Below are 23,450 nucleotides of genomic sequence, written 5' to 3'. Positions count from 1 at the left end.
CTCACGACCACCTGGACCGACGCGGCACCGGCGCCCTTGTCACGTCCGCGGGTGTCAGGCGACGCCGAGGTGCCGCGAGATCAGCATCCGCTGCACCTCCGAAGTCCCTTCGCCGATCTCCAGGATCTTCGCGTCCCGGTAGAAACGGCTCACCGGGAACTCGTTCATGAAGCCGTACCCGCCGAAGATCTGCGTCGCGTCGCGCGAGTTGTCCATGGCGGCGTTCGACGCGACGAGCTTCGCGATCGACGCCTCCTTCTTGAACGGCTCGCCGCGCAGCATCTTCGACGCCGCCGCGTAGTACGCCAGCCGTGCGGTGTGCGTGCGCACCTCCATGTCGGCGATCTTGAACTGGATCGCCTGGTACTCACCGATCTTGTGCCCGAAAGCCTCGCGTTCCTTGACGTACTTCAGGCATTCGTCGACACAGCCCTGCGCGAGCCCGACACTCAGCGCCGCGATCGCGACCCGGCCCTCGTCCAAAATGGACAGGAACTGGGCGTAACCGCGGCCGCGTTCGCCGACCAGGTTCTCGGCCGGGACGCGGACGTCGTCGAACGAGAGCTCATGCGTGTCCGAGCAGTTCCAGCCGACCTTGGAGTACTTCGGCGCGACGGCGAAGCCCGGGGTGCCGGACGGGACGATGATCGCCGAGATCTCCTTGCGCCCGTTCTCCTTCACGTCGGTGACGGCGGTGACCGTGACCAGTTTCGTGATATCGGTGCCGGAGTTGGTGATGAACGACTTGCTGCCGTTGATCACCCAGGTGTCGCCGTCCAGTTTCGCGCGCGTGCGGGTGGCGCCGGCGTCCGAGCCGCCGCCGGGTTCGGTGAGGCCGAAGGCGCCGAGCGCGGTGCCGGCGCACAGCTCGGGAAGCCACTTCTCCTTCTGTTCCTCGGTGCCGAACCGGTAGATCGGCATGGCGCCCAGGGAAACCCCGGCCTCGACGGTGATCGCGACCGAGGAGTCGACGCGCGCGAGTTCCTCCAGCGTCAGGCACAGCGCGAAGTAGTCGCCGCCCATGCCGCCGTACTCCTCGGGGAACGGCAGGCCGAACAGGCCCATGTCGGCCATCTTCGCGACGATCTCGTACGGGAACTCCTCCCGTTCGTACAGGTCGCCGATGACCGGGGCGACTTCGGAGCGCGCGAATTCCTCGACCGTCTTGCGCAGCGCGTCGTACTCGTCATCCAGCCTGAAGTCGATCATTGGCCATCCTTTTGGGGTGTCACCACGGCTACCGTTTCGTCCAGCGCGACCTGTTGGCCCGCCCGGACGGGGAGTTCACTGACCACGCCGTCGATCGGCGCGGTGATCGTGTGCTCCATCTTCATCGCCTCGACGACCACGAGCGGCGTCCCGGCGGTCACGACGTCGCCGGCCGCGACCTTGACCACGAGCACGGTCCCGGGCATCGGACTGCTCACCGGTCCGGCACCGCCCGCGGCACCGGCGGCCGAACGCAGTCTTTCGCGCTCGCCGATCGCGAAGCTGTGACCGTCACGCGCGAGCCACACGGTCTTCCCGCTCCCGGCCGCGTGCCGGTAGCGGTGGAACCCGGTGGGATGCCGGACTTCCAGCAGATCGCCCTCGCGCCGCGCGGAAACCCGCACGGCTTCGGCACCGTCGACACTGACGAGAGCGTTCGCCGGGGTGCCCTGCACTCGCACCACGGCTTCGGAACTCCCGGATTTCAAAGCGAAGTCGATGCCGCCGGACGCGCCGAGCCGCCAGCCGTCGGGAACGTCCCACGGATCGATGACCGATCCCTGCGGCTGCAGGGAAAGCAGCCTGTCGAGCGCGGCCGCCACGAAGAACTCCGGCGGCACCTCTTCGGAGACCAAAGTGGACAGTCGGCGGTCGACGAGTTCGGTGTCGAGTTTGCCTTCGCGGACGTCGTCGTCGGCGAGAAGCCCGCGCAGGAAGGCGACGTTCGTGCCCAGACCGAGCAACGCGGTGTCGGCGAGGGCCAGATCCAGCCGGTGCAGCGCGGCCGCGCGGTCCGGTCCCCAGGCGATGACCTTGGCGAGCATCGGGTCGTAGTTCGAGCCGACGACCGCGCCCTCGCTCATCCACGAGTCGACGCGCACGCCCTCGCCGGACGGCTCGTGGACCGCGAGCACGGTCCCGCCCGTCGGGATGAATCCGCGAGCGGGATCCTCGGCGTAGACGCGGGCCTCGACGGCGTGGCCGTCCAGCCGGACGTCGTCCTGGGACACGGTGAGCACGTCGCCCGCGGCGATCTTGACCTGCCACTCGACGAGGTCGAGACCGGTCACCAGTTCGGTCACCGGATGCTCGACCTGCAAGCGGGTGTTCATCTCCATGAAGAAGAACTCGTCCGGCGCCTTGGCCGACACGATGAACTCGACCGTTCCCGCGCCGACATAGCCCACCGAGCGCGCGGCCTCGACGGCGGACGCGCCCATCCTGGCGCGCGTGACCTCGTCCAGCAGAACCGAAGGCGCCTCTTCGATGATCTTCTGGTGGCGCCGTTGCAGGCTGCATTCGCGTTCACCGAGGTGGATCACGTTGCCGTGGGTGTCGGCGAGCACCTGGATCTCGATGTGGCGCGGCGTCGTGACGAAGCGCTCCATGAGCAGCGTGTCGTCACCGAAGGAACCCTTGGCCTCACGCCGGGCGGACTCGACGGCGGCGTCCAATTCGGACAGTTCGGTGACCAGCCGCATGCCCTTCCCGCCACCACCGGCGGACGGCTTGAGCAGCAACGGGAACCCGACCTTCTCCGCCGCGTCGGCGAACCCGCCTTCGGGAATGTCCACATCGGACGCCCCGGGTACCACCGGGACGCCCGCCTCGGACACCGTCGCCTTGGCGCGGATCTTGTCGCCCATGGCGTCGATCGCCTCGACCGGCGGGCCGATGAAGACCAGTCCGGCCTCGGCGCAGGCTCGGGCGAATTCCGCGTTCTCCGCGAGGAAGCCGTAGCCGGGGTGGACCGCTTGCGCGCCCGTGTCGAGCGCCGCCTGGACGATCGCCGGGATGGACAGATAGCTTTTCGCCGCCTCGGCGGGGCCGATGCGGACAGCCGTATGCGCCTCGCGGACGTGCCGCGCGTCGGCGTCCGCGTCGCTGTACACCGCGACCGAGCGGACGCCGAGCCCTCGCAGCGAACGGATCACGCGGACGGCGATCTCACCGCGGTTGGCGACCAGAACCGTGTCGAACATGCTCACATCCTGAAGACGCCGTAGTTGACATCGGACAAAGGCGCGTTGGCCGCCGCGGACAGCGCGAGGCCGAGCACCGTGCGGGTGTCCGCCGGGTCGATCACGCCGTCGTCCCAGAGCCGCGCCGTCGAGTAGTACGGGCTGCCCTGCGCCTCGTACTGATCGCGGATCGGATCCTTGAAGGCCTCTTCGTCCTCCGCGGACCATTCGCCGCCGCGAGCCTCGATGGCGTCGCGCCGGACGGTGGAGAGCACCGAAGCCGCCTGCTCGCCGCCCATCACCGAAATCCGCGCGTTCGGCCACATCCACAGGAAGCGCGGCGAGTACGCGCGGCCGCACATCGAATAGTTGCCCGCGCCGAACGAGCCGCCGATGACGACGGTCAGCTTCGGCACGCGGGCGCAGGCCACCGCGGTGACCATCTTCGCGCCGTGCTTGGCGATGCCGCCGGCCTCGTAGGCGCGGCCGACCATGAAGCCGGTGATGTTCTGCAGGAACAGCAGCGGGATCGAGCGTTTGTCGCACAGCTCGATGAAGTGCGCGCCCTTCATCGCGGACTCGGCGAACAGCACGCCGTTGTTCGCGACGATGCCGACGGGGTGGCCGTGGATCCGGGCGAACCCGGTGACCAGCGTCGAGCCGTACTCCTTCTTGAACTCGCCGAACCGGCTGCCGTCGACGATCCGCGCGATGACCTCGCGGACGTCGTAGGGCACGCGCGGATCGGTCGGGACGACGCCGTACAGCTCGTTCGGATCGGCGACGGGCGCCTCCGTCGGGAGGACGTCCCACGGGCGCGGCGTGCGCGGACCCAAAGTAGACACGATCGAGCGAACGATGCGCAGCGCGTCCGCGTCGTCTTCGGCCAGATGGTCGGTGACGCCGGACTGGCGCGAGTGGACGTCGCCGCCGCCCAGCTCCTCGGCCGTGACGACCTCGCCCGTCGCGGCCTTCACCAGTGGTGGGCCGCCGAGGAAGATCGTGCCCTGATTGCGCACGATGACCGCTTCGTCGCTCATCGCGGGGACGTACGCGCCGCCCGCCGTGCAGGAGCCGAGCACCGCGGCGATCTGCGGGATGCCGCGCGCGGACATCGTGGCCTGGTTGTAGAAGATCCGGCCGAAGTGTTCACGATCCGGGAAGACCTCGTCCTGCCTCGGCAGGAACGCGCCGCCGGAGTCCACCAGGTAGACGCACGGCAGGTTGTTGTGCAGCGCGACCTCTTGCGCGCGCAGGTGCTTCTTGACCGTCATCGGGTAGTACGTGCCGCCCTTGACCGTCGCGTCGTTGGCGACGATCACGCATTCGCGGCCCGAGACCCGCCCGATTCCGGTGATGATCCCGGCCGACGGCGCTTCGTCGTCGTACAGTCCGGTGGCGGCCAGCGGGGACAGCTCCAAAAAGGGCGAACCCGGGTCGAGGAGGGTGTCGACCCGGTCGCGCGGCAGGAGCTTTCCCCGCTCGACGTGCCGGGTCCGGGACTTCTCCGGGCCCCCGAGCCGGGCGGCGGCGAGGCGCTTGCGCAGGTCCTCGACCAGCTCCGCGTGGGAGGTGACGCTGCGGGTGTACTCGTCGCTGCCGGGGTCGGCGGAAGTACTCAGTACGGGTGTGTCCATGGCTCCTCGTCGCCAAGTTAGCCGTCGTTAACTCGTGCCGTCAGGTTAACGCCCACTAACCTCGCTTGTCCACCGCGCCCCGGAAGTACATGAAGGCCCCCTTCCTGTACCTAGGCGCAAGGAAGGGGGCCTTCATGTACTTGGGAGCGGGACTCAGCCGATCGCGGAGACCAGCGGGTTGTAGTAGCCACCGCGCTGGCCTGCGGCCGTCGGGTGGTACGAGTTCACGATCGGCCAGGTGAGACTGTGCAGGTAGTCGTCGGCCGACGAGCAGATGTTGTGCCCGGTGAAGGCACTCCGCACGTCGACGAACTTCGCGCCGTTCGCGGACGCGCGGGCCGAGAGCACCGACGCCAGCGCGTCGGAACCCGAGTTGATCGCCGAGCGCTTGGTGTCGCTCAGCCCGACCGAGCACGAACCCGGCACCGTGTAGAAGCGCGGGTACCCGAGGACAACCAGCTTCGCGCCGGGCGCCTTCGCCTTGATCTTGGCGTAGACGTTGTTCAGCAGCCCGGGAAGCGTGTTGTTCACGTAGGTCTTCGCGGTGTTGACCCGGTTGACGCAGGTCTGGTCGCTGCCGGTGGTGCAGGTGGTCATGACGTCGGCGAACCCGGCGTCGTTGCCGCCGACCGAGACCGTCACCAGCGTGGCGCTGGAGGTGACGTTCGCGATCTGGTTGAGGACGTCGCCGGTGCGCGCCCCCGAGCACGCGACGAACTTGAAGGTGGTCCCGGCATGGGCGTTGGCCCACAGCTGGGGATAGGAGTTGGCACTGCGCATGCAATCGCCCGAGTTCCCGTAGCTGCCGGCACCGACGCCGGACGAGTACGAGTCACCGAGCGCCACGTAGTTGGTCGCCGCCTGGGCGGTGCCCGCGAGACCGAGGGTGGCGAGGACGGCGACCCCCAGCGCCGCACCTAAACGAGTGAAGGAAAGTGCTTTGATCCGAGCAGGGACGGACATGGTCACTCCTTTGTGACAAGTTAACGAGTCACAGCATTACCAGGTGGTAGCCCAACGCAAAAGGGTCATTTTCCCAGGTAACCCGCTTGGCTCAGGCTGGAAGTACGGCCGTGTGTTAGCGCTCGCTAACACACGGCCTTAATATGGCCAGATGCCGGCGAACCCCACCCCACTCGTGAACGGCGAGAAGGCGAACAGGCGCGAACAGATCATGGCCGCCGCCGCGGAGCTCTTCGCCCACCATGGTTTCCACGGCGTCGGCATCGACGACATCGGCGCGGCGGTCGGCATCTCCGGCCCGGCGCTGTACCGGCATTTCCGCAGCAAGGACGCCATTCTCGGCGAGATGCTGAACTCGATCAGCCGCTATCTGCTCGACGGCGGGACGGCCAGGGCGAGTCAGCGGGACGAGCCGGGCGAGGTTCTCGAAGCACTGGTGAATTTTCACGTGGACTTCGCGCTCGCGCATCCCGCGTTGATCACCGTCCAAGAGCGCAACCTCGCCAACCTCACCGACAGTGACCGCAAACAGGTCCGCGCCATGCAGCGTCAGTACGTCGAGGTCTGGGTGCGCGCGATCAGCGACGCCGTCCCCGGGATCGGCGAGCGGCAGGCGCGCTCGGCGGCGCACGCGGTCTTCGGGTTGATCAACTCGACTCCGTACAACCGCCATCTCGGTGACAGCGAACTAGCCGAAATGCTCTGTCGTCTCGCGCTGGGTGCACTGCACGCCGCGAAGTGACCACGTCCGGGTTTCGGCCTATCCCCACTTTTCGGTCCTCTGGTGTTTGATAGGCACGTGGAGCCGGACAGGAGCGAGTACGAGCGGAGGCTCGTCGAAAAGGCGCAGCGTGCGCTCGTGGCGATCAGCCTCGGGGAGGACGCCGAGGCGCTCGACGAGCTCACGCCGACCGCTGTCGAGCCCCGGGCCCGCTCCGAAGAGACCAAAGAGCTCGTGATGATGCTCTTCGGCGAATGCAGCGCCATGGTGTCGACCCTCGGCGACGGCGGTAGTGCGCCGGTCAAGGTGCAGGTGTTCGACGAGGACGGTGAAGAGGTCTCGATCGACCAGGCGGATCCGCCGGTGCGGACGGCCGTGCGCACGCTGCTGGCCGAGGTGCACGGCAACAGCGAGGCCGCGCAGGAACAGGTCGAGATCGCGCTCGCCAACGCCGCGCCGGACGAGGTCGACAGCCTGGTGCTGCAGGCGCTGCGCTGGACGATCCGGCTGTCGGCGGAATGCCTGGACCGGGACCTGCCCGTGGCGCCCTGGATCTCGGACGCCGTGGCGGACTGACGGTCGCGAGCAGGCCCACGCGTTTCGTCCTCTGGATGCGGTAGTTGCGTGTGCAAGTACCGCATCCAGAGGACGAAACGCGTCAGATCTCCAGTCAGCTAGGCGAGCAGTGGCTTCACCAGCCGCGCGATCTGCTCGGTCTCGATCAGGAACGAGTCGTGCCCGTACGGCGAGCCGATGACGGCGAACTCGGCCCCCGCGACCCCGTCCGCGATCGCCTGCGACTGGTACAGCGGGTAAAGCCGGTCACTGTCCACCCCGGCGGCGACCGTGCGCGCGGTGATCCGGCCGAGCGCGTTCGCGACGCCGCCCCGGCCGCGGCCGACGTCGTGGGTGTTCATCGATTCGGTGAGCACCACGTAGCTGCCGGCGTCGAATCGGCGGGACAGCTTCCCGGCGTGATGGTCCAAATAGGACTCGACGGCGAACCGGCCACCGTGCAACGGATCTTCGCCGTCCTGGTAGCGGCGGCCGAAGCGTTGTGCCAGCTCGGCTTCGCTGCGATAGGTCGCGTGCGCGATCCGGCGGGCGACGCCGAGACCGGCGTGAGGACCACCGCCGGGGACGTCGTGGTAGTCGCCGCCGTGCCAGCCGGGATCGGAGCGGATGGCGTGCAGTTGCGGCGCGGCCCAGGCGATCTGGTCGGCCGACGCCTGCGCCGTCGACGCCAGCACGAGCAGTGCGCCGACCCGGTCGGGCTCGCTCACCGCCCATTCCAGCGCGCGCATCCCGCCCATGGAACCGCCGAGCACCGCGGCCCACCGGCCGATGCCCAGCGCGTCCGCGAGGGCGGCCTCGGTGGCCACCTGGTCCCGCACGGTCACGGCGGGAAACCTGCTGCCCCAAGGACTTCCGTCCGGATGCGGAGAAGACGGCCCGGTCGAACCCTGGCAGCCGCCGAGCACATTCGGGACCACGACGAAGAAGGCGTCCGTGTCGATCGCCTTGCCCGGCCCGATCAGACCGTCCCACCAGCCGGGGCTGACGTGTCCCTCCTCCGCCTGCCCGACGGCATGGCTGTCCCCGGTGAGGGCGTGCTCGACCAGAATCGCGTTGGAGGCGCCGGGATTCAGCGTCCCCCAGGTCTCGTAGGCGAGCGTGAACGGGATCTCGCGCCCGGTTTCGAGCGGCTGGACGCCGGTGACGAACCGGCGCCTGCCGGGCGGATCTCCCTCCCGCCACGCACCGGTGGCGGGAGGGAGATCGGGAGCCTGGGTCACAAAGCCGCCTTGGCCGCCCGGAATCCGGCCTCGAGGTCGGCCTTGAGGTCCTCGATCCCTTCCAGCCCGACGGCGAGCCGTACGAGACCCGGCGTGACGCCGCTGGAGGCCTGCTCCTCCGGGGTCAGCTGGCTGTGCGTCGTGGAGGCGGGGTGCACGATCAGGCTGCGCACGTCGCCGATGTTGACCAGCTGACTGTGCAGTTCCGTACCGTCCACAAAGGCCCGTCCGGCTTCGACACCGCCCCGCAGGTCGAACGACAGCACCGCGCCGGCGCCCTTCGGCAGGTACTTCTTCGCGGCCTCGTGGTACGGGCTCGACGGCAGACCGGCGTAGTACACCTTCTCGACCTCGTCACGCTGCTCCAGCCATTCGGCCAGTGCCTGCGCGTTGGACACGTGCCGCTCCAGGCGCAGCGACAGCGTCTCGATCCCTTGCAAGATCAGGAAACTGTTCAGTGGCGCGATCGCGGCGCCGGTGTCGCGCAGGATCTGGACGCGGGCCTTGGCCGCGTACGCGCCCGGCCCGAGCGCCTCCCAGTACTTGAGACCGTGATAGCTCGGGTCGGCCTCGTTGAAGCCCGGGAACCGCGCGGGGTCCTTGCCGAAGTCGAACGTGCCGCCGTCGACCAGCACCCCGGCGACCGTGGTGCCGTGCCCGCCGAGGTACTTGGTCGCCGAATGGACCACGACGTCGGCGCCGTGCTCGATCGGCCGGACGAGGTACGGGGTCGGCACGGTGTTGTCCACGATCAGCGGGACACCGGCCTCGTGCGCGGCGTCGGCGACCTTGCGGATGTCGAGGACGTTGCTGCCCGGGTTGGCCAGCGTCTCGGCGAAGAACAGCTTGGTGTTGGGCCGGACCGCGGCCTTCCACTGCTCGATGTCGTCCTGGTCGTCGACGAACGAGACCTCGATGCCGAGTTTCGGCAGCGTGTAGTGGAAAAGGTTGTAGGTGCCGCCGTAGAGCGACGGGCTGGAGACGAAGTGGTCACCCGAGTTCGCGATGTTGAGGATGGCGGCCGTCGTCGCCGCGGTCCCGGAGGCGAACGCCAGCGCCGCGACACCGCCCTCGAGCGCGGCGAGCCGCTGCTCCAGCACGTCCTGCGTGGGGTTGTTGATCCGCGTGTAGATGTTGCCCGGCTCGGCGAGGCTGAAGAGGTCGGCGCCGTGCTGGCTGTCGCGGAACACGTACGAGGTGGTCTGGTAGATCGGGGTCGCCCGCGCGCCGGTGGCGGTGTCGGGCGCCGCACCCGCGTGGATCTGCTTGGTCTCGAACGACCATCCGTCCGCGCTCATCGCGATTCTCCTAGCGGTTCAAGGGGTTTCGGCTGTTGCCACCGAAGCTAGCTCCGCCGAACGGAGCACCCAACCGCTCTCAGGACGTGGGATTCCGTTCCGAAAGGGCGAACGGCTGCCTCTCCGGGCGTGCCCGTCACACGATCGGGGGAAGCGACCTCGACCCACCGGCTCCCTTTGTATCTGTCATGGACAGGGTGGGATCGGAGTGTCCGCTCCCCGGATGGCCGACGGCAACCCGCGGCTCACGGGCAGGGTCGGCGTGAACCAGGTCTGACGTGTGCCCGGCTCCCACCTGCTGGACAATCGCACCATGGTCTCCGTACGCAGCGTCGTCGACAGGGTCGGCCCGACGCTGCTGCACGCCCTCCAGGTCCCCGAGGAGTCCCCCGCCGTCGGTGACGTCGTCATCGCCGAACCCGGCAACACGCTCGCCGCGGGCGACCTCGTCCTCGGCGTCGCGATCACCGAAACGCCCGAAGCCGCGGAGCTCGTGAAGCACAGTGCGGCCAAAGGCGCCGCCGCCGTCCTGCTGAAGCCGCCGCTCGCGGCGAAACCGTCGGTGAAACGGGCGGCGAAATCGGCGGACATCGCGTTGATCGAGGTGCGCTCGGCGACGTCGTGGGCCCAGCTGGTCTGGCTGCTCAGGACGGTCCTCGACGCGCTGGCCGACGAGTCGGACGCGCTGGAGGACGGCGGCGGCCCCGGTTCCGGCGACCTGTTCCGGCTCGCGGACGCGGTCGCTTCGGTGGTCGACGCGCCGGTCACCATCGAGGACACCAACTCGCGGGTGCTCGCCTACTCGGCCCGGCAGGACCTGACCGACTCGGCCCGCGTGTCCACGATCATGGGCCGCCGGATTCCCGACGACGTCCTCGCGCGGTTCCGGTCGCGAGGGGTGTTCCGCGAGCTTTCCCGTGGGCGGCAAACGATCTTCGTGCCCGCGCAACGCGACGGCACGCTGCCCCGGCTCATCGTGCCGATCCGGATGGGCGGTGAGCTGCTGGGGTCGATGTGGGCGGTCGTCGCGGGCCCGGTCTCCGACGAACGCGCGGCCGCGTTCGCCGACGCGGCGCCCGTCGTCGCGCTGCATCTGCTGCGCCGCCGCGCGCACACCGATTCCCAGCGCCGGGTCTCGGCCGAGCTCCTGCGCGCCGTGCTCGAAGGGAAAGCCAGCCCGCGCAAGGCGATCGCGGAACTGGACCTGTCCGAGGAGCCGCACCGCGTCGTCGTCATCGAGGTCTCCGGCGGTGACGGCCGCGACGACGAGGGGCTGCGGCTCGCTCTCCTCGAAAGGATCTCGCAGGGCGTCGGCAGGCGACCGGTGGCCACCGAACTCGGCGGCGTGCTCTACGCCGTCGTCCCGGACGGCGACGGCTGGGGCGAACTCCGCGCCGCGCTCGAAGCCCTGCCGTCGTCGAGGAAGGGCGGGACACCGCGGGCGGCCGCGGGTTCCGCCTGCGAGATCGGCGAGCTCGCGACGTCGCGCGCCCAAGCCGACGAGGCACTGAGCCTGCTACGCGCGAAGCTCGTGCCGGGCCGCGTCGTGGTCTTCGACGAGGCGTGGACGGCGCTTTCGCTGCACCGCGGAGCGGCGGCGGCCAGCACGGCGAAGGTGGCCGAGCTGGGTCCGCTCGGCTTGCTGCGCGCGCACGACGAAGCCCACGAGAGCGGCTACGTCGACACGCTCTACCAGTGGCTGAGGCATCCCGGCGACCCGCGCGCGGCCGCGAAAGAACTTCGCATCCATCCCAACACCTTGAGATATCGCATGCGGCGGCTGCTCGACCTCGTCCCGCTCGATCTCGACGATCCCGACGTCCGGCTGGCTTTGATCACGCAACTCGTTTCCCTGCGCTGGAGCTGACCGGCATTCCACGAGAAACTGTTCAAAGACGAACACTTTGTAGTGCGATGAAACTGCGCGCAGACGTCAGGAAAGGGTCTTTCAGGACGAAAAACGTCTTGAAAGACCCTTTCCTGACATCCGACAGATTAGTGCGCGCTGGCGCGATATCCGTCCTCAATGGTCTGCCGTACCGCGGCGAGCAGATCGGCACCGGGGTAAAGCGGCAAAAGCACACCGGGGCCACCGTCGACCCGCAACGCGGCTTCGTAGCCGTGCCCGGGGGTTTCGACCAGGCCAACGACGACATCGGCCGGATTGCCTTCGGTGTCGACGGTGCGGACACGCCGCTCCCGCCGCCAGTCCTGATTTGTCATGCGGAACAGAATGGCAGCTTACCGGCCAGTAAGATCAACATCTTGACTCGATCGTGCTGCATTTACCGATCCGCAGGTTGCACGGCCGCGCCCACCCCCCGCGAACGCGGCCGTGCGTCATACCCGATAACCGAGGTCTTCGGCGACGAATCGCTTCGGCACCATCCGGAGCCAGACCGTTCCCGCGACCTCGGGATCATCGTGCAGGTAAGAAAGAAAACGCGCATCCCATTTGTCCTCGTCGGACCCGAGATAGCGGCTCAGCAGCCGCCGTCCACGTGGGACGTCGAACGGCAGCACCTCCGCCTCGCCGCGCGCGAGCACCTGCCGCACCGTCCCGGTGCCGACGTCGCAGACGTCGACCGTCACCGCGATCGCCGGTGACTCACGGACGAGACCGGCCAGCTTCGCCCACGGTCCGGTGAGGATCCAGAAGGCCCGGTCCTCCCAGAGGTACCAGGTCGGGCGCACGGTCGGCCCGGTCGTGGCGACCCTGGCCGTGAGCGGACCGGCGAGGAATTCGTCGACGTCGAACATCAGATCTCGAGCACCGTCTTGCCGATCGCGCCGCGCGACTGCATGACCGCGTGCGCGTCCGCCGCCCTGGCGAGCGGGAACCGTTGGCCGATCACGGGTTCCAGCCGTCCGGCGGCGGCTTCGGCGAGCGCGGACTCGGTGAACGCGCGCATCTCGGCCGGACCGCCGAGGTCCCGGATCACCGTGACCCCGCGCGCGGCGGCGTCCTCTTCGGACACCTCCGTCCACGAACCACTCGACAGGCCGTAGATCAGCATCCGGCCGCCGAGCCTGAGTAGCCCGAAGGACGTCGTGCCGATTTCGCCGCCGACCCCGTCGAACACGACGTCGACCTCGCCTGCCTTCGCCGCCCAGTCCGGCTCGCGGTAGTCGACCGCCAGATCGGCGCCGCGCTCCCGGACGTGCTCGACCTTCGCCGGACCACCCGCCGCGCCGACGACCTCGGCGCCCGCGGCCTTGGCGAGCTGGACGATCAGCCCGCCGACCCCGCCGGCCGCGGCCTCGACCAGCACGCGTTCCCCCGGCCGGATACCCGCCGCCGTCACCAGCGCCGTCGCCGTGCGGCCGTCGGCGAGGATCGCCACCGCCGCGTCGAGCGCCAGGCCGTCCGGCACCTCGAAGACGGCCTCCGCGGCGACAGCGACCCGTTCCGCGTATGCCCCGGAGCCGCCGGTCGAGGTCACGACTCGCTTCCCGACCAGGCCGAGGTCGGTCCCCTCGCCGACCGCGCTGATCACGCCACCGACGCCGTTGCCGGGGATCAGCGGCGGTTCGGCACGGAACGGCCCGCCCCCGCCGGCGCGGAACTGCGTCTCGACGAACGTGATGTTGGCGAACGCCACCTCGACCAGGACCTGCCCCGGCCCGGGCACCGGATCGGGCGCCTCGCCCGCGACGAGCACTTCGGGTCCGCCGAACTCTTTCAACCACACCGCTCTCATGTCACCCAAGGTGCAAGCTCCAGTCGACTGGAGGTCAAGCGATTGTGCCGAGAAAACCATGATCGGCTCTCAATCTTGTCCCCGGCACACGATGACACCGCCGTCCGGGTACATCACCGTGAGTGGCAGCACTTGTCGTAGACCCGCCGCCAGGAGGCATTCCGTGCGTATCGCCGTCCCCCGTGAAATCAAGAGGCACGAGTACCGCGTGGCGCTCACCCCGGCGGGCGTGCACGAACTGACCGGGCGCGGCCACGACGTCTTCGTCGAGACCGGCGCCGGCCTCGGCTCGTCCATCACCGACGACGAGTACGTCGCCGCGGGCGCGAAGATCCTGGCGACCGCCGAGGAGACCTGGTCCGAGGGCGAGCTCGTGCTGAAGGTCAAGGAGCCGATCGCCGAGGAGTACCCGCGGCTGCGCGCCGACCAGGTGCTGTTCACCTACCTGCACATCGCCGCGGACCGCCCGCTGACCGACGCGCTGCTGGCCGCGGGCACCACCGCGATCGCGTACGAGACGGTGCAGACCCCGAACCGCGCGCTGCCGCTGCTGGCGCCGATGTCCGAGGTCGCCGGGCGGCTGGCGCCGCAGGTGGGCGCGTACTCCCTGATGAAGCCGAGCGGTGGCCGCGGCGTGCTGCCCGGCGGAATCCCCGGTGTCCACCCGGCGCGCGTGGTCGTGATCGGCGGCGGTGTGGCCGGCCTCAACGCGGCGCGGGTCGCGCTGGGCCTCGGCTCGGATGTCGAGATCCTCGACACCAACGTCGACAGGCTCCGTCAGATCGACAACGACTTCGGCGGCCGCATCCGCACGGTGACCTCGAACGCGCTGTCGGTCGAGCAGTCCGTGCTGGAGGCCGACATGGTCATCGGCGCGGTGCTCGTGCCCGGTGCGAAGGCGCCGAAGCTGGTCTCGAACGACCTCGTCTCGCGGATGCGTCCGGGCAGCGTGCTGGTGGACATCGCGATCGACCAGGGCGGTTGCTTCGCGGACTCGCGGCCGACCACGCACGACGAGCCGACCTACCAGGTTCACGAGTCGGTGTTCTACTGCGTCGCGAACATGCCGGGCGCGGTGCCGCGGACGTCGACCTACGGGCTGACCAACGTGACGCTGCCGTACGCCGTCCAGCTGGCGGACCACGGCTGGCAGAAGGCGCTGCAGGCGGACGCTTCGCTGGCGAAGGGCCTCAACACCCACGCGGGTGCCCTGACCAACGCCCCCGTCGCCGCGGCGCACGGCCTGCCCGCCACCGACCTGGCCTCCGTCCTCGCCTGACCCCCACGCCACTCTCCTTACACACCCGCTTCGCCCGCTCCACCCCGCAAGCCACTTTCCTACGCGAGGGACCTTTGCCGCCCCAGTGAGCAAAGGTCCCTCGCTCCCAAGTACATGAAGGCCCCCTTCCTTGCGCCTAGCCACAGGAAGGGGGCCTTCATGTACTCAACCGAAGCCAGGGACCTTTACTCCCGCTGAGCCGGATCCTCTCCAGGCGAGGGCGCCCCGCGCCCGAGGCCGGAACCACTCGCGAACCGCAGCTTCACGCACCGTGGGGGTCCGGGGGGCTCGGCCCCCCGGGTGATACGACGAAGCCCCGCCTCGGGGCAGATGCGTCAGCATCAACCAAGGCGGGGCTACGGGGCTGAGGGCGGCCCGCTCAACCAACCTGGGGGTCATTGGGAGCGGGCCGCCTCCTACATCGTAGGTAATAAGTCGCCGCCGCGCTGCATGGGGTTGCCATGTCTTCCGAATTACTTCTTCACAGACCCTCTCCACAGTCGGTGATTTTCCGCGCTTTACGACGCATATCCGGTAGTCAGAGGCCATTCGGTCCAGTGTCGGGTGCGCTGAGGGATGGCATCGTCACAGCATCGAACGTGACGAAGGTCGCTTTCGGCGGATTGACCCCTTCCGCGGGTGCGGACTCACCCGGTGAGGCAGGATGTCGCGTGATCGGCCTTCGTCAACAAAAGGGGACGGTATGCACGACGGCAGTGGCCGCATCGCGGTGCAGAATCTGAGCAAGCAGTTCGGTGCGGTCAACGCGGTCCAGAATCTGAGCTTCACGGTGGAGCCTGGTTCGGTGACCGGCTTCCTGGGGCCCAACGGGGCCGGGAAGACCACGACGCTCCGGATGCTGCTCGGGCTGGTGACGCCCACGAACGGCACGGCGACCATCAACGGGCGCCCGCACGACCAGCTGGGGAATCCGGCCCGGGTCGTCGGTTCGGTGCTGGAGAACGAGGGCTTCCACCCGGGGCGGACGGCGCGGAATCACCTGCGCGTGTACTCGGCGGCGATCGGGATGCCGGATCAGCGGGTGGACGAGGTGCTGGGCCTGGTGGGCCTTTCGTCGGCGGCGGACCGCAAGGCGGGCGGGTTCTCGCTCGGTATGCGGCAGCGGCTGGCGCTGGCGACGGCGTTGCTGGGGAATCCGCAGGTGCTGGTGCTGGACGAGCCGACGAACGGGCTCGACCCCGAAGGCATCCTGTGGCTTCGGAACTTCCTGCGCGCGTACGCGCGTGAGGGGCGCACGGTGCTGGTCTCGAGCCACCTTCTGAACGAGGTGGAGCAGACGATCGACCAGGTCGTGATCATCAGCCAGGGCATGACGCGGTACAACGGCTCGCTGGATCAGTTGCGCAAGAGCAACCAGTCGCGGGTGCTGGTGCAGTCGGCGGACGCGAGCGGTCTCGTCTCCGCGTTGCAGGAAGCGGGCATCACGCAGGTCTCGCCGATGCCGGACGGCCGGGTCGCGGTCGCCGGTGCGACGGTGCAGCAGATCGGTGACATCTCGGCGAAGGCGAGCATCGCGGTCTACGGCATGCAGGAGGAGACCGCGGATCTGGAGCGGATGTTCTTCCAGCTGACGCAGGGTCAGTACTCCGCGCCGCAGCCCGGTTTCCAGCAGCAGGGCCCGCCGCCGGGCTACCAGGGTCCGCCCCCGGGTCATCAGGGCCCGCCGCCCGGATATCAGGCGCCGCCTCCCGGCTACGCGCCGCAGACGCCGCCCGGATTCGCGCCGCCGAACACCCCGCCGCCCGGTTTCGCGCCGCCGCAGCAGTACCAGCAGCAGGGCCAGCCCCCGCAGCAACAGCAGCAGTACCAGCAGGCGCCGCCTCAGCAGCAGGCGCCGCAGCAGGGCCAGAACGAGGGCTGGGGAGGCCAGGGCTGATGGGCAACCTGATCAAGGCGGAGTTCCGCAAGACGCTCACCCTCAAAGCATGGTGGGCGCTGATGATCCCCGCGGTGGTCTTCGCGTTCGCGTTCGCCCTGTTCTGGGGCATGGTCACGAACGACTTCAGTGACTTCCTCGGCCGCTCGGACACGCGTGAGCTGACCGAGGCGCTGGGCATCTCGACCGGTGAACTGCCCGTCGGCCTGCTCGCGCTGGGGCACGGCATCAACATCGGCACGATGATCCCGATCATCTTCGGCGTCTTCGCCCTCGCCGGCGAGTACACGAAGAAGACGATCACCACGACGTTCCTCACCGCCCCGAACCGGGTTTCGGCGTTGAGCGCGAAGATGATCACCTACATCGCGTGGGGCGCGATCTACGGTGTGATCATCGTGGCCGCGGCGAGCCTCGGCACCGTGATCACGGTCGACAGCCAGCGGCTGCCGTCGGCGGGCCAGTGGCTGGGCGTGCTGGGCGCGGGTGTTCTCGCGACGATCCTGGCGACCTTGTTCGGCATCGGCGTCGGCGCGGTCTGGCGCAGCGTGGTCGGCAGCATCATCACGCTGACCATCTGGATGCTCGTCGTCGAGAACGTCCTGGTGTTCGTCATGTTCGGCGCCGCGGACATCACGTGGCTGGGCGGGGTCCTGCCGAACGGCACGGTCAACGGCATCGTGGGCGCCATCGGCGCGGAGGCGTTCGGCGCCGCCGGCGTGAAGGTGCCCGCTCTCCAGGACGAGACGGCGTGGGCGCTGCAGTACGCGGCGGGTGCGCCCGGCGCGTTCTCGTGGTGGGCCTCGGCGCTCATCTTCTTCGGCTGGACGATGATCTTCTTCCTCGCCGGCTGGGCCGTGAACCAGAAGAAGGACATTACTTAATTGATCGCGCGCTGACTGTGGTTGTTTGATCGCGCGCTGACGTAAACGTGCCGAAGGGGCGTCGACCCGCTTCAACCTGCAGGTTGGGCGTGGAGGCGCCCCTTCATCACGTTTCCGTGGGCCTTCGGCCCGAAAGAGGGCGCGCGACGGGTGAAGTCTCCGTCGGGCGCGGGGCGCCCTTGGGGAGACCGTTCGGTGGCGGCGACGTGTGGCACGACGAGTTCGGCGAAGGCGAACCTTGCCCCGGCCGGACGTGGGTCACCTTCCCATCCGACGTGGGTCACCTCTCACACACGCCATGAAAGGTCCTTTCCTTGCGAAATTTGCAGGGAAAGGACCTTTCATGGCGTTCGGCCCTGCGCGAACCGGCCGATCATGTCGGTGGAGCGGCCTAGGCTGGCGGGGTGACTACTGCTCCACCTCGTCCGCGTCAAGCCAGTCCGGCTCGTGAGACCACCCCCGCACCCGCCGGAGGCTGGATCCGCCGCCTGGCCGCTTCGTGCTGGAAACACCCGTGGCTGGTCGTGCTGTCGCTGGGCGCGGCGATCATCGGCGTCGGGTTGCAGGCCGCCGGTCCGCTGCTGATCCGGGAAGCGCTCGACAGCGCGGTCGCGGGCGACACCTCGAACCTCGGCCTGCTCGCCGCCGTGATGGCGGTGCTGCAAGTGCTGACCTTCGGCAACGCCTTCGCCCGCCGGTACGTCGGCGGGCGGCTGGCCCTCGACGTCCAGCACGATCTGCGCCGCCAGGTGTTCAACGCGGTCTCCCGGCTCGACGGCGGAAAGCAGGACGCGCTGCGCACCGGGCAGGTCGCCTCCCGCGCGATCTCGGACCTCCAGCTGGTCACCTCGGTCCTGATGCAGGTGCCGCTCTCGGCCGGTTCGGTGATCTTCGCGCTGCTGTCACTCGGCGCGATGCTGTGGATGTCGCCGACGCTGACCCTGATCGCGATGGTGGTGGCCCCGGCGATCGCGATCATCATGGCGGTGAGCCGGAAGCGGCTCTTCCCCGCGACATGGGCCGCGCAGCAGCGCGCGGCCGACGTCGCGCAGCAGGTCGAGGAGACCGTCACCGGCGTACGCGTCGTGAAGGGCTTCGGCCAGGAGGCGCGCGAAGTCGCGAAGCTGGAGAAGACGGCGAAGAAGCTTTTCGCCGAACGCATGCGCGCGGCGAGGCTGTCCGCTTTGCCCACGGCCACGACGGCGGCGCTGCCCGCGGCCGGTCAGGTCGCGGTGCTGGCGGTCGGCGGTGTCCTGGCGCTGAAGGGGGAAGTCAGCCTCGGCACCTTCCTGGCCTTCGCGACCTATCTCTCCATCCTGATCGGCCCGGCGAGGATGATCTCGAGCCTCGTCGTCCAGGCGCAGCTGACCAGGGCGGGCGCGGAACGGGTCAACGAGCTGATCGACGCGCAGCCGGACGTCGTCGACAGCCCGGACGCGCGATCGCTGCCCGAAGGACCGCTCGGCGTCCGGCTGGAGGACGTCTCCTTCGGCTACACGCGGTCGGATCCGGTGCTCGACGGTCTCACCCTGGAGGCCAGGCCAGGCGAAACGCTCGCGCTGGTCGGCACGGCCGGTTCGGGCAAGTCGACGATCTCCTTGCTGCTGCCCCGGTTCTACGACGTCCACGACGGTTCGGTCCAGGTCGGCGAACTCGACGTCCGCGACGTCCGGCAGCACGACCTGCGCGGCGCGATCGGCGTGGTCTTCGAGGAGGCGTTCCTCTTCTCCTCGTCGGTGCGCGACAACATCGCCTACGGTAGGCCGGACGCGAGCGACGAGGAGATCCGCGCGGCCGCGCGGGCGGCGGAGGCGGACGAGTTCATCCAGCGGCTCCCCGAGGGCTACGACACGCTCGTCGGCGAGCGCGGCCTCACGTTGTCGGGCGGGCAGCGTCAGCGGCTCGGCCTGGCCAGGGCATTGATGACGGATCCTCGCGTGCTGGTCCTGGACGACGCGACGTCCGCCATCGACACGGTCACCGAGGCCGCGATCCACGACACGCTGCGCTCGGTCACCGCGAGCCGGACGACCCTGCTGATCGCGCACCGGCGCTCCACCCTCGCCCTCGCCGACCGGATCGCCGTGTTGGACAAGGGCCGCGTCGTCGACGTCGGCACCGAAGAGGAACTGCTGGCGCGCTGCGCGCTGTTCCGCGAACTCGTCGCGGGACCGGGTGACGACGTCGAGGAACCGCATCGCTGTGAGGGCCTCGATTGTGGTCCCGCGGGCATCACGCCCGCCCTGTGGCCGGAGCAGGACAAGGCCGACGAACTGGCGGGCGAGCGAAAGGGCACCGGCGGCGAGTGGGACGTCAACCTGCCGCCGAGCGAGGAACTCATCGATGGCGTCCGGAAACTGCCGCCCGCCACGGACGTCCCGCGCCTGCCGGGCACCGACGTCACCGCGCCCGAACCGAAGTTCCGCCTCGGCCGCCTGCTGAAGCCGGTGCGTGGCCCGCTCGCCGTGGTGATCGGCCTGGTCGCGGCGGACGCGCTGGCCACCATCGCGATGCCCGCGCTGTATCAGCACGGCATCGACAACGGCGTGCGCGCCGGCGCGGAGGCGGTCATCTGGCTGGCCGCCGGGATCGGCGCGCTGGTGATCCTCGCGGACTGGCTGGTGGTGTACCTCCAGACCAAGATGACGGCGCGGGTCGGCGAGACGGTGCTGTATTCGCTGCGCGTACGCAGTTACGCGCATCTGCAACGGCTCGGGCTCGACTTCTACGAACGCGAACTGTCCGGGAAGATCATGACCCGGATGACGACCGACGTCGACGCGCTCTCGACGTTCCTGCAGACCGGTGTCGCACAGGCTGTGGTGAGCGCGCTGACCTTGGTTGGGATCGCGGCGGCCTTGATGATCACCGATATCGGGCTGGCGGCGTACGCGCTCGCGGTGCTGCCGATCCTCGTCGTGGCGACGGTGATCTTCCGCCGGGCTTCGTCCAAGGCGTACACCGAAGCCCGGGAACGGGTCAGCGTCGTCAACGCGGACATGCAGGAGAACGTGAACGGGCTGCGGGTCGCGCAGGCGTATACGCGCGAAGAGCGCACGGCGGAGAAGTTCGCGTCCCGCAGCGATGAATACCGGCGTTCACGGCTTCGCGCCCAGCGTCTGGTCGCGACGTACTTCCCTTTCGCCGCGATGCTTTCCGGACTCGCCGAGGTCGTCGTGCTGATCGTCGGCGCGAACCGCGTCGCGGCGGGCACCCTGTCCGCCGGTGTGCTGGTGGCGTTCCTGTTGTACCTGGGTCAGTTCTTCTCGCCGATCCAGCAACTGTCCTCGGTGTTCGACGGATATCAGCAGGCGCGGGTCGGCCTGACGCGGATCGGCGACCTCCTGCGCACGCCGACTTCCGTTCCGGAGGCGGAGAAACCGGTCGCGGTCCCGGAGCGACTGCGAGGCGAAGTCTCCTTCAAGGACGTCGATTTCGCTTACACCGCAACGGACGAGCCCGCCCTGACCCAGCTTTCCCTGGACGTCGCGCCCGGGGAGACCGTCGCGCTGGTCGGCGCGACGGGCGCCGGGAAATCGACGGCGGTGAAGCTCGTCGCGCGTTTCTACGACGCGACGGGCGGTGTGGTCCGGATCGACGGAACCGACATCCGCGAATACGACCTGGCCGCCCTGCGCACACGGATGGGCGTGGTACCACAGGAAGCGCATCTGTTCTCGGGGACCGTCGCGGACAATGTGCGCTATGGCAGGCCTTCCGCGACGGACGCGGAAGTCGAAGAGGCGGTCCGGTCCGTCGGCGCGCTCGACGGTGTCGCCGCGCTCCCCGCCGGTTTCCATCAGCCTGTCGGTGAACGCGGACGGTCGCTTTCGGCCGGGCAGCGGCAACTCGTCGCCCTCGCCCGCGCCGAACTCGTGGACCCGGACGTCCTCCTGCTCGACGAGGCGACAGCGGCACTGGACCCGTCCACCGAAGCCGCCGTCCTGCGCGCGACGGAACAACTCGCGCGGCGCCGCACGACTTTCGTGGTCGCGCACCGGCTCGCCACCGCCGCCAAGGCGGACCGGATCGTGGTGCTGGACCACGGCCGGATCATCGAGCAGGGCACCCACGAAGACCTGGTGGCCGCCGGGGGCCACTACGCGCGCCTGTGGTCCTTGGGCTGACGTCGGTCGCGGTTGCCATTCGGGTTACCGGGCCGAAAGCCAAGGAGCGTCAGGTCGGATGGCGAAGTCCGTGAAGGCCTCCTTCCCTACTTTCAGGGTAGGAAAGGAGGCCTTCACGGCCCGGTGCAGGCCATCACCTTCCGCCGGGCATGACCTCCAGCAGGAGAGCGTTGCGAAAGCCACTTTCGCAACCTTCAACGTTGTGAAAGCCACTTTCGCGACACTGGGCGCCGGACAGCACCGGGTCGCACGGTCGTGAGCGGCTACATCGCCGCCGAGACCCACGCCCCCGGCCGCGTCCTGGTGCGGATGTCCCAGGGCCACTGATCCACCCGGACACGGACACGTCACCGCCGCTTCGGCCACCTGAAGTCCGTGAAGGCCTCCTTGAGGGACCCTGGGTCCCTCAAGGAGGCCTTCACGGACAGGGCCTCGGTCTCACTCACGAGCCCGCGGCCGCGAGATCCAGCGGGAACTGCGCCCCCGGAGCCGTCGGCTCCCACCCGCGCTCCAGCGCCAGCCGGATCGCCCCCTCCACATCGGAAGGCAGCACCGCTTTCGACGGGAATCCCCGATAGTTCAACGGATGCGCGTGGTCCGTCTGGACCACCAGCACCGCACCCCGCGCGTCCTCGAGTTCCACCGCGTAGGACAGGGGACATCCGTCCTCCTGCGAGTAGGTCGGCTTACGCCGGACGATCCACCGGTAAGCGGTGTCGTCGACCACGATCCGTCGCGAACCCTTGCGCAGCAATGCCATGACGTCAGCATGCCCCGGCGGGCAAGGGAATTTCGGTCGCATACGAACATCGCGCCTGTCACGCTGAGCGGCAAATGAAAGAAGAGATCCCGGCGCGGCAGATCCGCGCCGTCCACACCGAAACCACGATCCGCGTCTATCAGGCGTACTCGCCGGCCATCGCCGACGCCGCCCTGAAGGCGGGCACGTTCGTGCCGCCGTTCAAACGCGAACGCATGACCTGGATCAAGCCGTCCTTCCTCTGGATGGCGTACCGCTGCGGCTGGGCCGCGAAGCCCGGCCAAGAGCGCGTGCTCGCCCTCGACATCACTCGCGAGGGCTTCGCCTGGGCACTCGACCACGCGGCGCTCAGCCACTACGACCGGGACGTCCACCCCGACCAGAAGGCGTGGCGGAACGAGGTCAAGACCAGCCCGGTCCGCATCCAGTGGGATCCGGAACGCAGTGTCCGGCTCGGCCCCCTGAAGCATCGTTCGCTCCAGATGGGACTGAGCGGCGAGGCCGTCGATCGCTATGTCGACAAATGGATCACCGCGGTCACCGACGTCACCCCGGTCATGCGCGAGATCGGTGCCTTGGTCGCGGCGAACCGCATCGAGGACGCCGAAGCACTGCTACCGGCGGAGCGCCCGTACAGCGCCTAGGGCCGCCACTTGAGGCCGCTCATCCCGGCGACCTCGACATCCCGCTCCGAAGCCCACCGGAAGGTCCCGGGCCGGACGTGCACCCCGGCCGTCACCGCCCAGTCCGGCTCGTCGGGCTCGACGTGCTCCATCTCCTTGAAGTCGGCGAGCGTCGGCCAGACCGCCGAGCACGAGTCGCACATCAGGACGACCTTGCCGGATTCGGTGACCAGCGGGCGCACGCGCCCCTCGTCCCAGAACGACGGGCACTCGTCCAGCCACATCGGCTGCCACCACCTCGCGGGCGATCGGCGGCCGGCACGACACCGGCCGCATCCTCCACCCAGCAAAACCCGCCGACGTGAACTCCAGGCTGTCCGGGCACGACCACCCAGCCAACCTTTACCGACCAATCCGTGACCTGACCTGCGCAGACGGTGAAACGACAGCAAAGGTCCCCTGCTCCCCCGAACGGTCGCGGCCCGGTCGGCGGAGCGGTCCGGTTTCGATCTCTTGATCGAGACAGTGACCCATCGCCTAGTGCGCCACGCCTCACACAGGCCAGTTCCATCACACGGCCGCCACCGAGGGGGT

At 69.0% G+C, this 23,450-nt stretch carries 19 protein-coding genes; 8 read left to right on the top strand and 11 right to left on the bottom strand.

Going from position 1 to position 23,450, the window contains the following annotated elements:
• Positions 1–54 precede the first annotated feature (54 nt).
• From CFP71_RS06100 to CFP71_RS06085, 4 genes are all read right to left on the bottom strand, one after another.
• Positions 55–1,209, bottom strand: a complete 1,155-nt coding sequence (locus CFP71_RS06100; RefSeq protein ID WP_093932851.1) for an acyl-CoA dehydrogenase family protein — start codon at positions 1,207–1,209, stop codon at positions 55–57.
• Positions 1,206–3,191 (bottom strand): ATP-binding protein, encoded by a 1,986-nt coding sequence (locus CFP71_RS06095; RefSeq protein ID WP_093932850.1) that lies wholly within the window; start codon positions 3,189–3,191, stop codon positions 1,206–1,208. The genes CFP71_RS06100 and CFP71_RS06095 overlap by 4 nt, the downstream gene beginning before the upstream one ends.
• 2 nt (positions 3,192–3,193) lie before the next feature.
• Complete coding sequence (locus CFP71_RS06090) at positions 3,194–4,807, bottom strand: carboxyl transferase domain-containing protein (protein WP_093932849.1); 1,614 nt, start codon at positions 4,805–4,807, stop codon at positions 3,194–3,196.
• Positions 4,808–4,960: 153 nt separating this feature from the next.
• Positions 4,961–5,770 carry an SGNH/GDSL hydrolase family protein gene (locus CFP71_RS06085; RefSeq protein WP_093932854.1) on the bottom strand — a complete coding sequence of 270 codons (810 nt, stop codon included), beginning with the start codon at positions 5,768–5,770 and terminating at the stop codon, positions 4,961–4,963.
• A 151-nt stretch (positions 5,771–5,921) separates the two neighbouring features.
• Here CFP71_RS06085 and CFP71_RS06080 point away from each other — a divergent pair, with 151 nt between their 5' ends.
• Complete coding sequence (locus CFP71_RS06080) at positions 5,922–6,512, top strand: SACE_7040 family transcriptional regulator (protein ID WP_167406015.1); 591 nt, start codon at positions 5,922–5,924, stop codon at positions 6,510–6,512.
• Between the two features lie 57 nt (positions 6,513–6,569).
• Complete coding sequence (locus CFP71_RS06075) at positions 6,570–7,067, top strand: hypothetical protein (RefSeq protein ID WP_005150645.1); 498 nt, start codon at positions 6,570–6,572, stop codon at positions 7,065–7,067.
• A 98-nt stretch (positions 7,068–7,165) separates the two neighbouring features.
• Here the strand turns inward: CFP71_RS06075 and metX are convergent, their stop codons facing one another.
• Together metX and CFP71_RS06065 are read right to left on the bottom strand one after the other, a co-directional pair.
• On the bottom strand, positions 7,166–8,287 hold the full coding sequence (metX, locus tag CFP71_RS06070; RefSeq protein ID WP_093932848.1) for a homoserine O-acetyltransferase MetX: 1,122 nt from the start codon (positions 8,285–8,287) through the stop codon (positions 7,166–7,168).
• On the bottom strand, positions 8,284–9,585 hold the full coding sequence (locus tag CFP71_RS06065) for a bifunctional o-acetylhomoserine/o-acetylserine sulfhydrylase (protein WP_093932847.1): 1,302 nt from the start codon (positions 9,583–9,585) through the stop codon (positions 8,284–8,286). Before CFP71_RS06065 ends, metX begins: the two co-directional genes overlap by 4 nt.
• 313 nt (positions 9,586–9,898) lie before the next feature.
• Between CFP71_RS06065 and CFP71_RS06060 the strand changes: the two genes are divergently transcribed.
• Positions 9,899–11,452: a PucR family transcriptional regulator gene (locus CFP71_RS06060; RefSeq protein WP_093932846.1), complete on the top strand. Its 1,554-nt coding sequence runs from the start codon at positions 9,899–9,901 to the stop codon at positions 11,450–11,452.
• A gap of 128 nt (positions 11,453–11,580) precedes the next feature.
• On the opposite strand, the gene CFP71_RS06055 is transcribed toward CFP71_RS06060, so the two are convergent.
• The 3 genes from CFP71_RS06055 to CFP71_RS06045 form a co-directional block, all read right to left on the bottom strand.
• A complete protein-coding gene (locus CFP71_RS06055; RefSeq protein WP_005150660.1) occupies positions 11,581–11,808 on the bottom strand; it encodes a hypothetical protein in 228 nt (75 codons plus the stop codon).
• A gap of 117 nt (positions 11,809–11,925) precedes the next feature.
• Positions 11,926–12,345, bottom strand: coding sequence for a pyridoxamine 5'-phosphate oxidase family protein (locus CFP71_RS06050; RefSeq protein WP_093932845.1), 420 nt, complete (start codon positions 12,343–12,345; stop codon positions 11,926–11,928).
• The gene (locus tag CFP71_RS06045) at positions 12,345–13,286 is read right to left on the bottom strand and encodes a zinc-binding dehydrogenase (protein ID WP_093932844.1); all 942 of its coding nucleotides are present in this window, start codon (positions 13,284–13,286) and stop codon (positions 12,345–12,347) included. The genes CFP71_RS06050 and CFP71_RS06045 overlap by 1 nt, the downstream gene beginning before the upstream one ends.
• Before the next feature lie 163 nt (positions 13,287–13,449).
• Here CFP71_RS06045 and ald point away from each other — a divergent pair, with 163 nt between their 5' ends.
• From ald to CFP71_RS06025, 4 genes are all read left to right on the top strand, one after another.
• On the top strand, positions 13,450–14,565 hold the full coding sequence (ald, locus tag CFP71_RS06040) for an alanine dehydrogenase (RefSeq protein ID WP_093932843.1): 1,116 nt from the start codon (positions 13,450–13,452) through the stop codon (positions 14,563–14,565).
• 703 nt (positions 14,566–15,268) lie between these two features.
• On the top strand, positions 15,269–16,462 hold the full coding sequence (locus CFP71_RS06035) for an ABC transporter ATP-binding protein (RefSeq protein ID WP_093932842.1): 1,194 nt from the start codon (positions 15,269–15,271) through the stop codon (positions 16,460–16,462).
• Positions 16,462–17,346: an ABC-2 transporter permease gene (locus CFP71_RS06030; protein ID WP_093932841.1), complete on the top strand. Its 885-nt coding sequence runs from the start codon at positions 16,462–16,464 to the stop codon at positions 17,344–17,346. Before CFP71_RS06035 ends, CFP71_RS06030 begins: the two co-directional genes overlap by 1 nt.
• Positions 17,347–17,750: 404 nt before the next feature.
• On the top strand, positions 17,751–21,473 hold the full coding sequence (locus CFP71_RS06025; protein WP_425266601.1) for an ABC transporter ATP-binding protein: 3,723 nt from the start codon (positions 17,751–17,753) through the stop codon (positions 21,471–21,473).
• Between the two features lie 442 nt (positions 21,474–21,915).
• Here CFP71_RS06025 and CFP71_RS06020 read toward each other — a convergent pair whose 3' ends face one another.
• Entirely contained in the window at positions 21,916–22,233 is a 318-nt protein-coding gene (locus tag CFP71_RS06020) for a hypothetical protein (protein ID WP_093932840.1), read from the bottom strand.
• A gap of 74 nt (positions 22,234–22,307) precedes the next feature.
• On the opposite strand from CFP71_RS06020, the gene CFP71_RS06015 reads away from it, so the two are divergent.
• Complete coding sequence (locus CFP71_RS06015) at positions 22,308–22,877, top strand: DUF4291 domain-containing protein (protein ID WP_093932839.1); 570 nt, start codon at positions 22,308–22,310, stop codon at positions 22,875–22,877.
• Here the strand turns inward: CFP71_RS06015 and CFP71_RS06010 are convergent.
• The gene (locus tag CFP71_RS06010) at positions 22,874–23,140 is read right to left on the bottom strand and encodes a hypothetical protein (protein ID WP_093932838.1); all 267 of its coding nucleotides are present in this window, start codon (positions 23,138–23,140) and stop codon (positions 22,874–22,876) included. The two genes, CFP71_RS06015 and CFP71_RS06010, sit on opposite strands and share 4 nt — an antisense overlap.
• Positions 23,141–23,450 lie beyond the last annotated feature (310 nt).

It is taken from the genome of Amycolatopsis thailandensis, from assembly GCF_002234405.1.
Taxonomy (GTDB): domain Bacteria; phylum Actinomycetota; class Actinomycetes; order Mycobacteriales; family Pseudonocardiaceae; genus Amycolatopsis; species Amycolatopsis thailandensis.
This window is presented reverse-complemented; position numbering and strand designations above follow the sequence as displayed.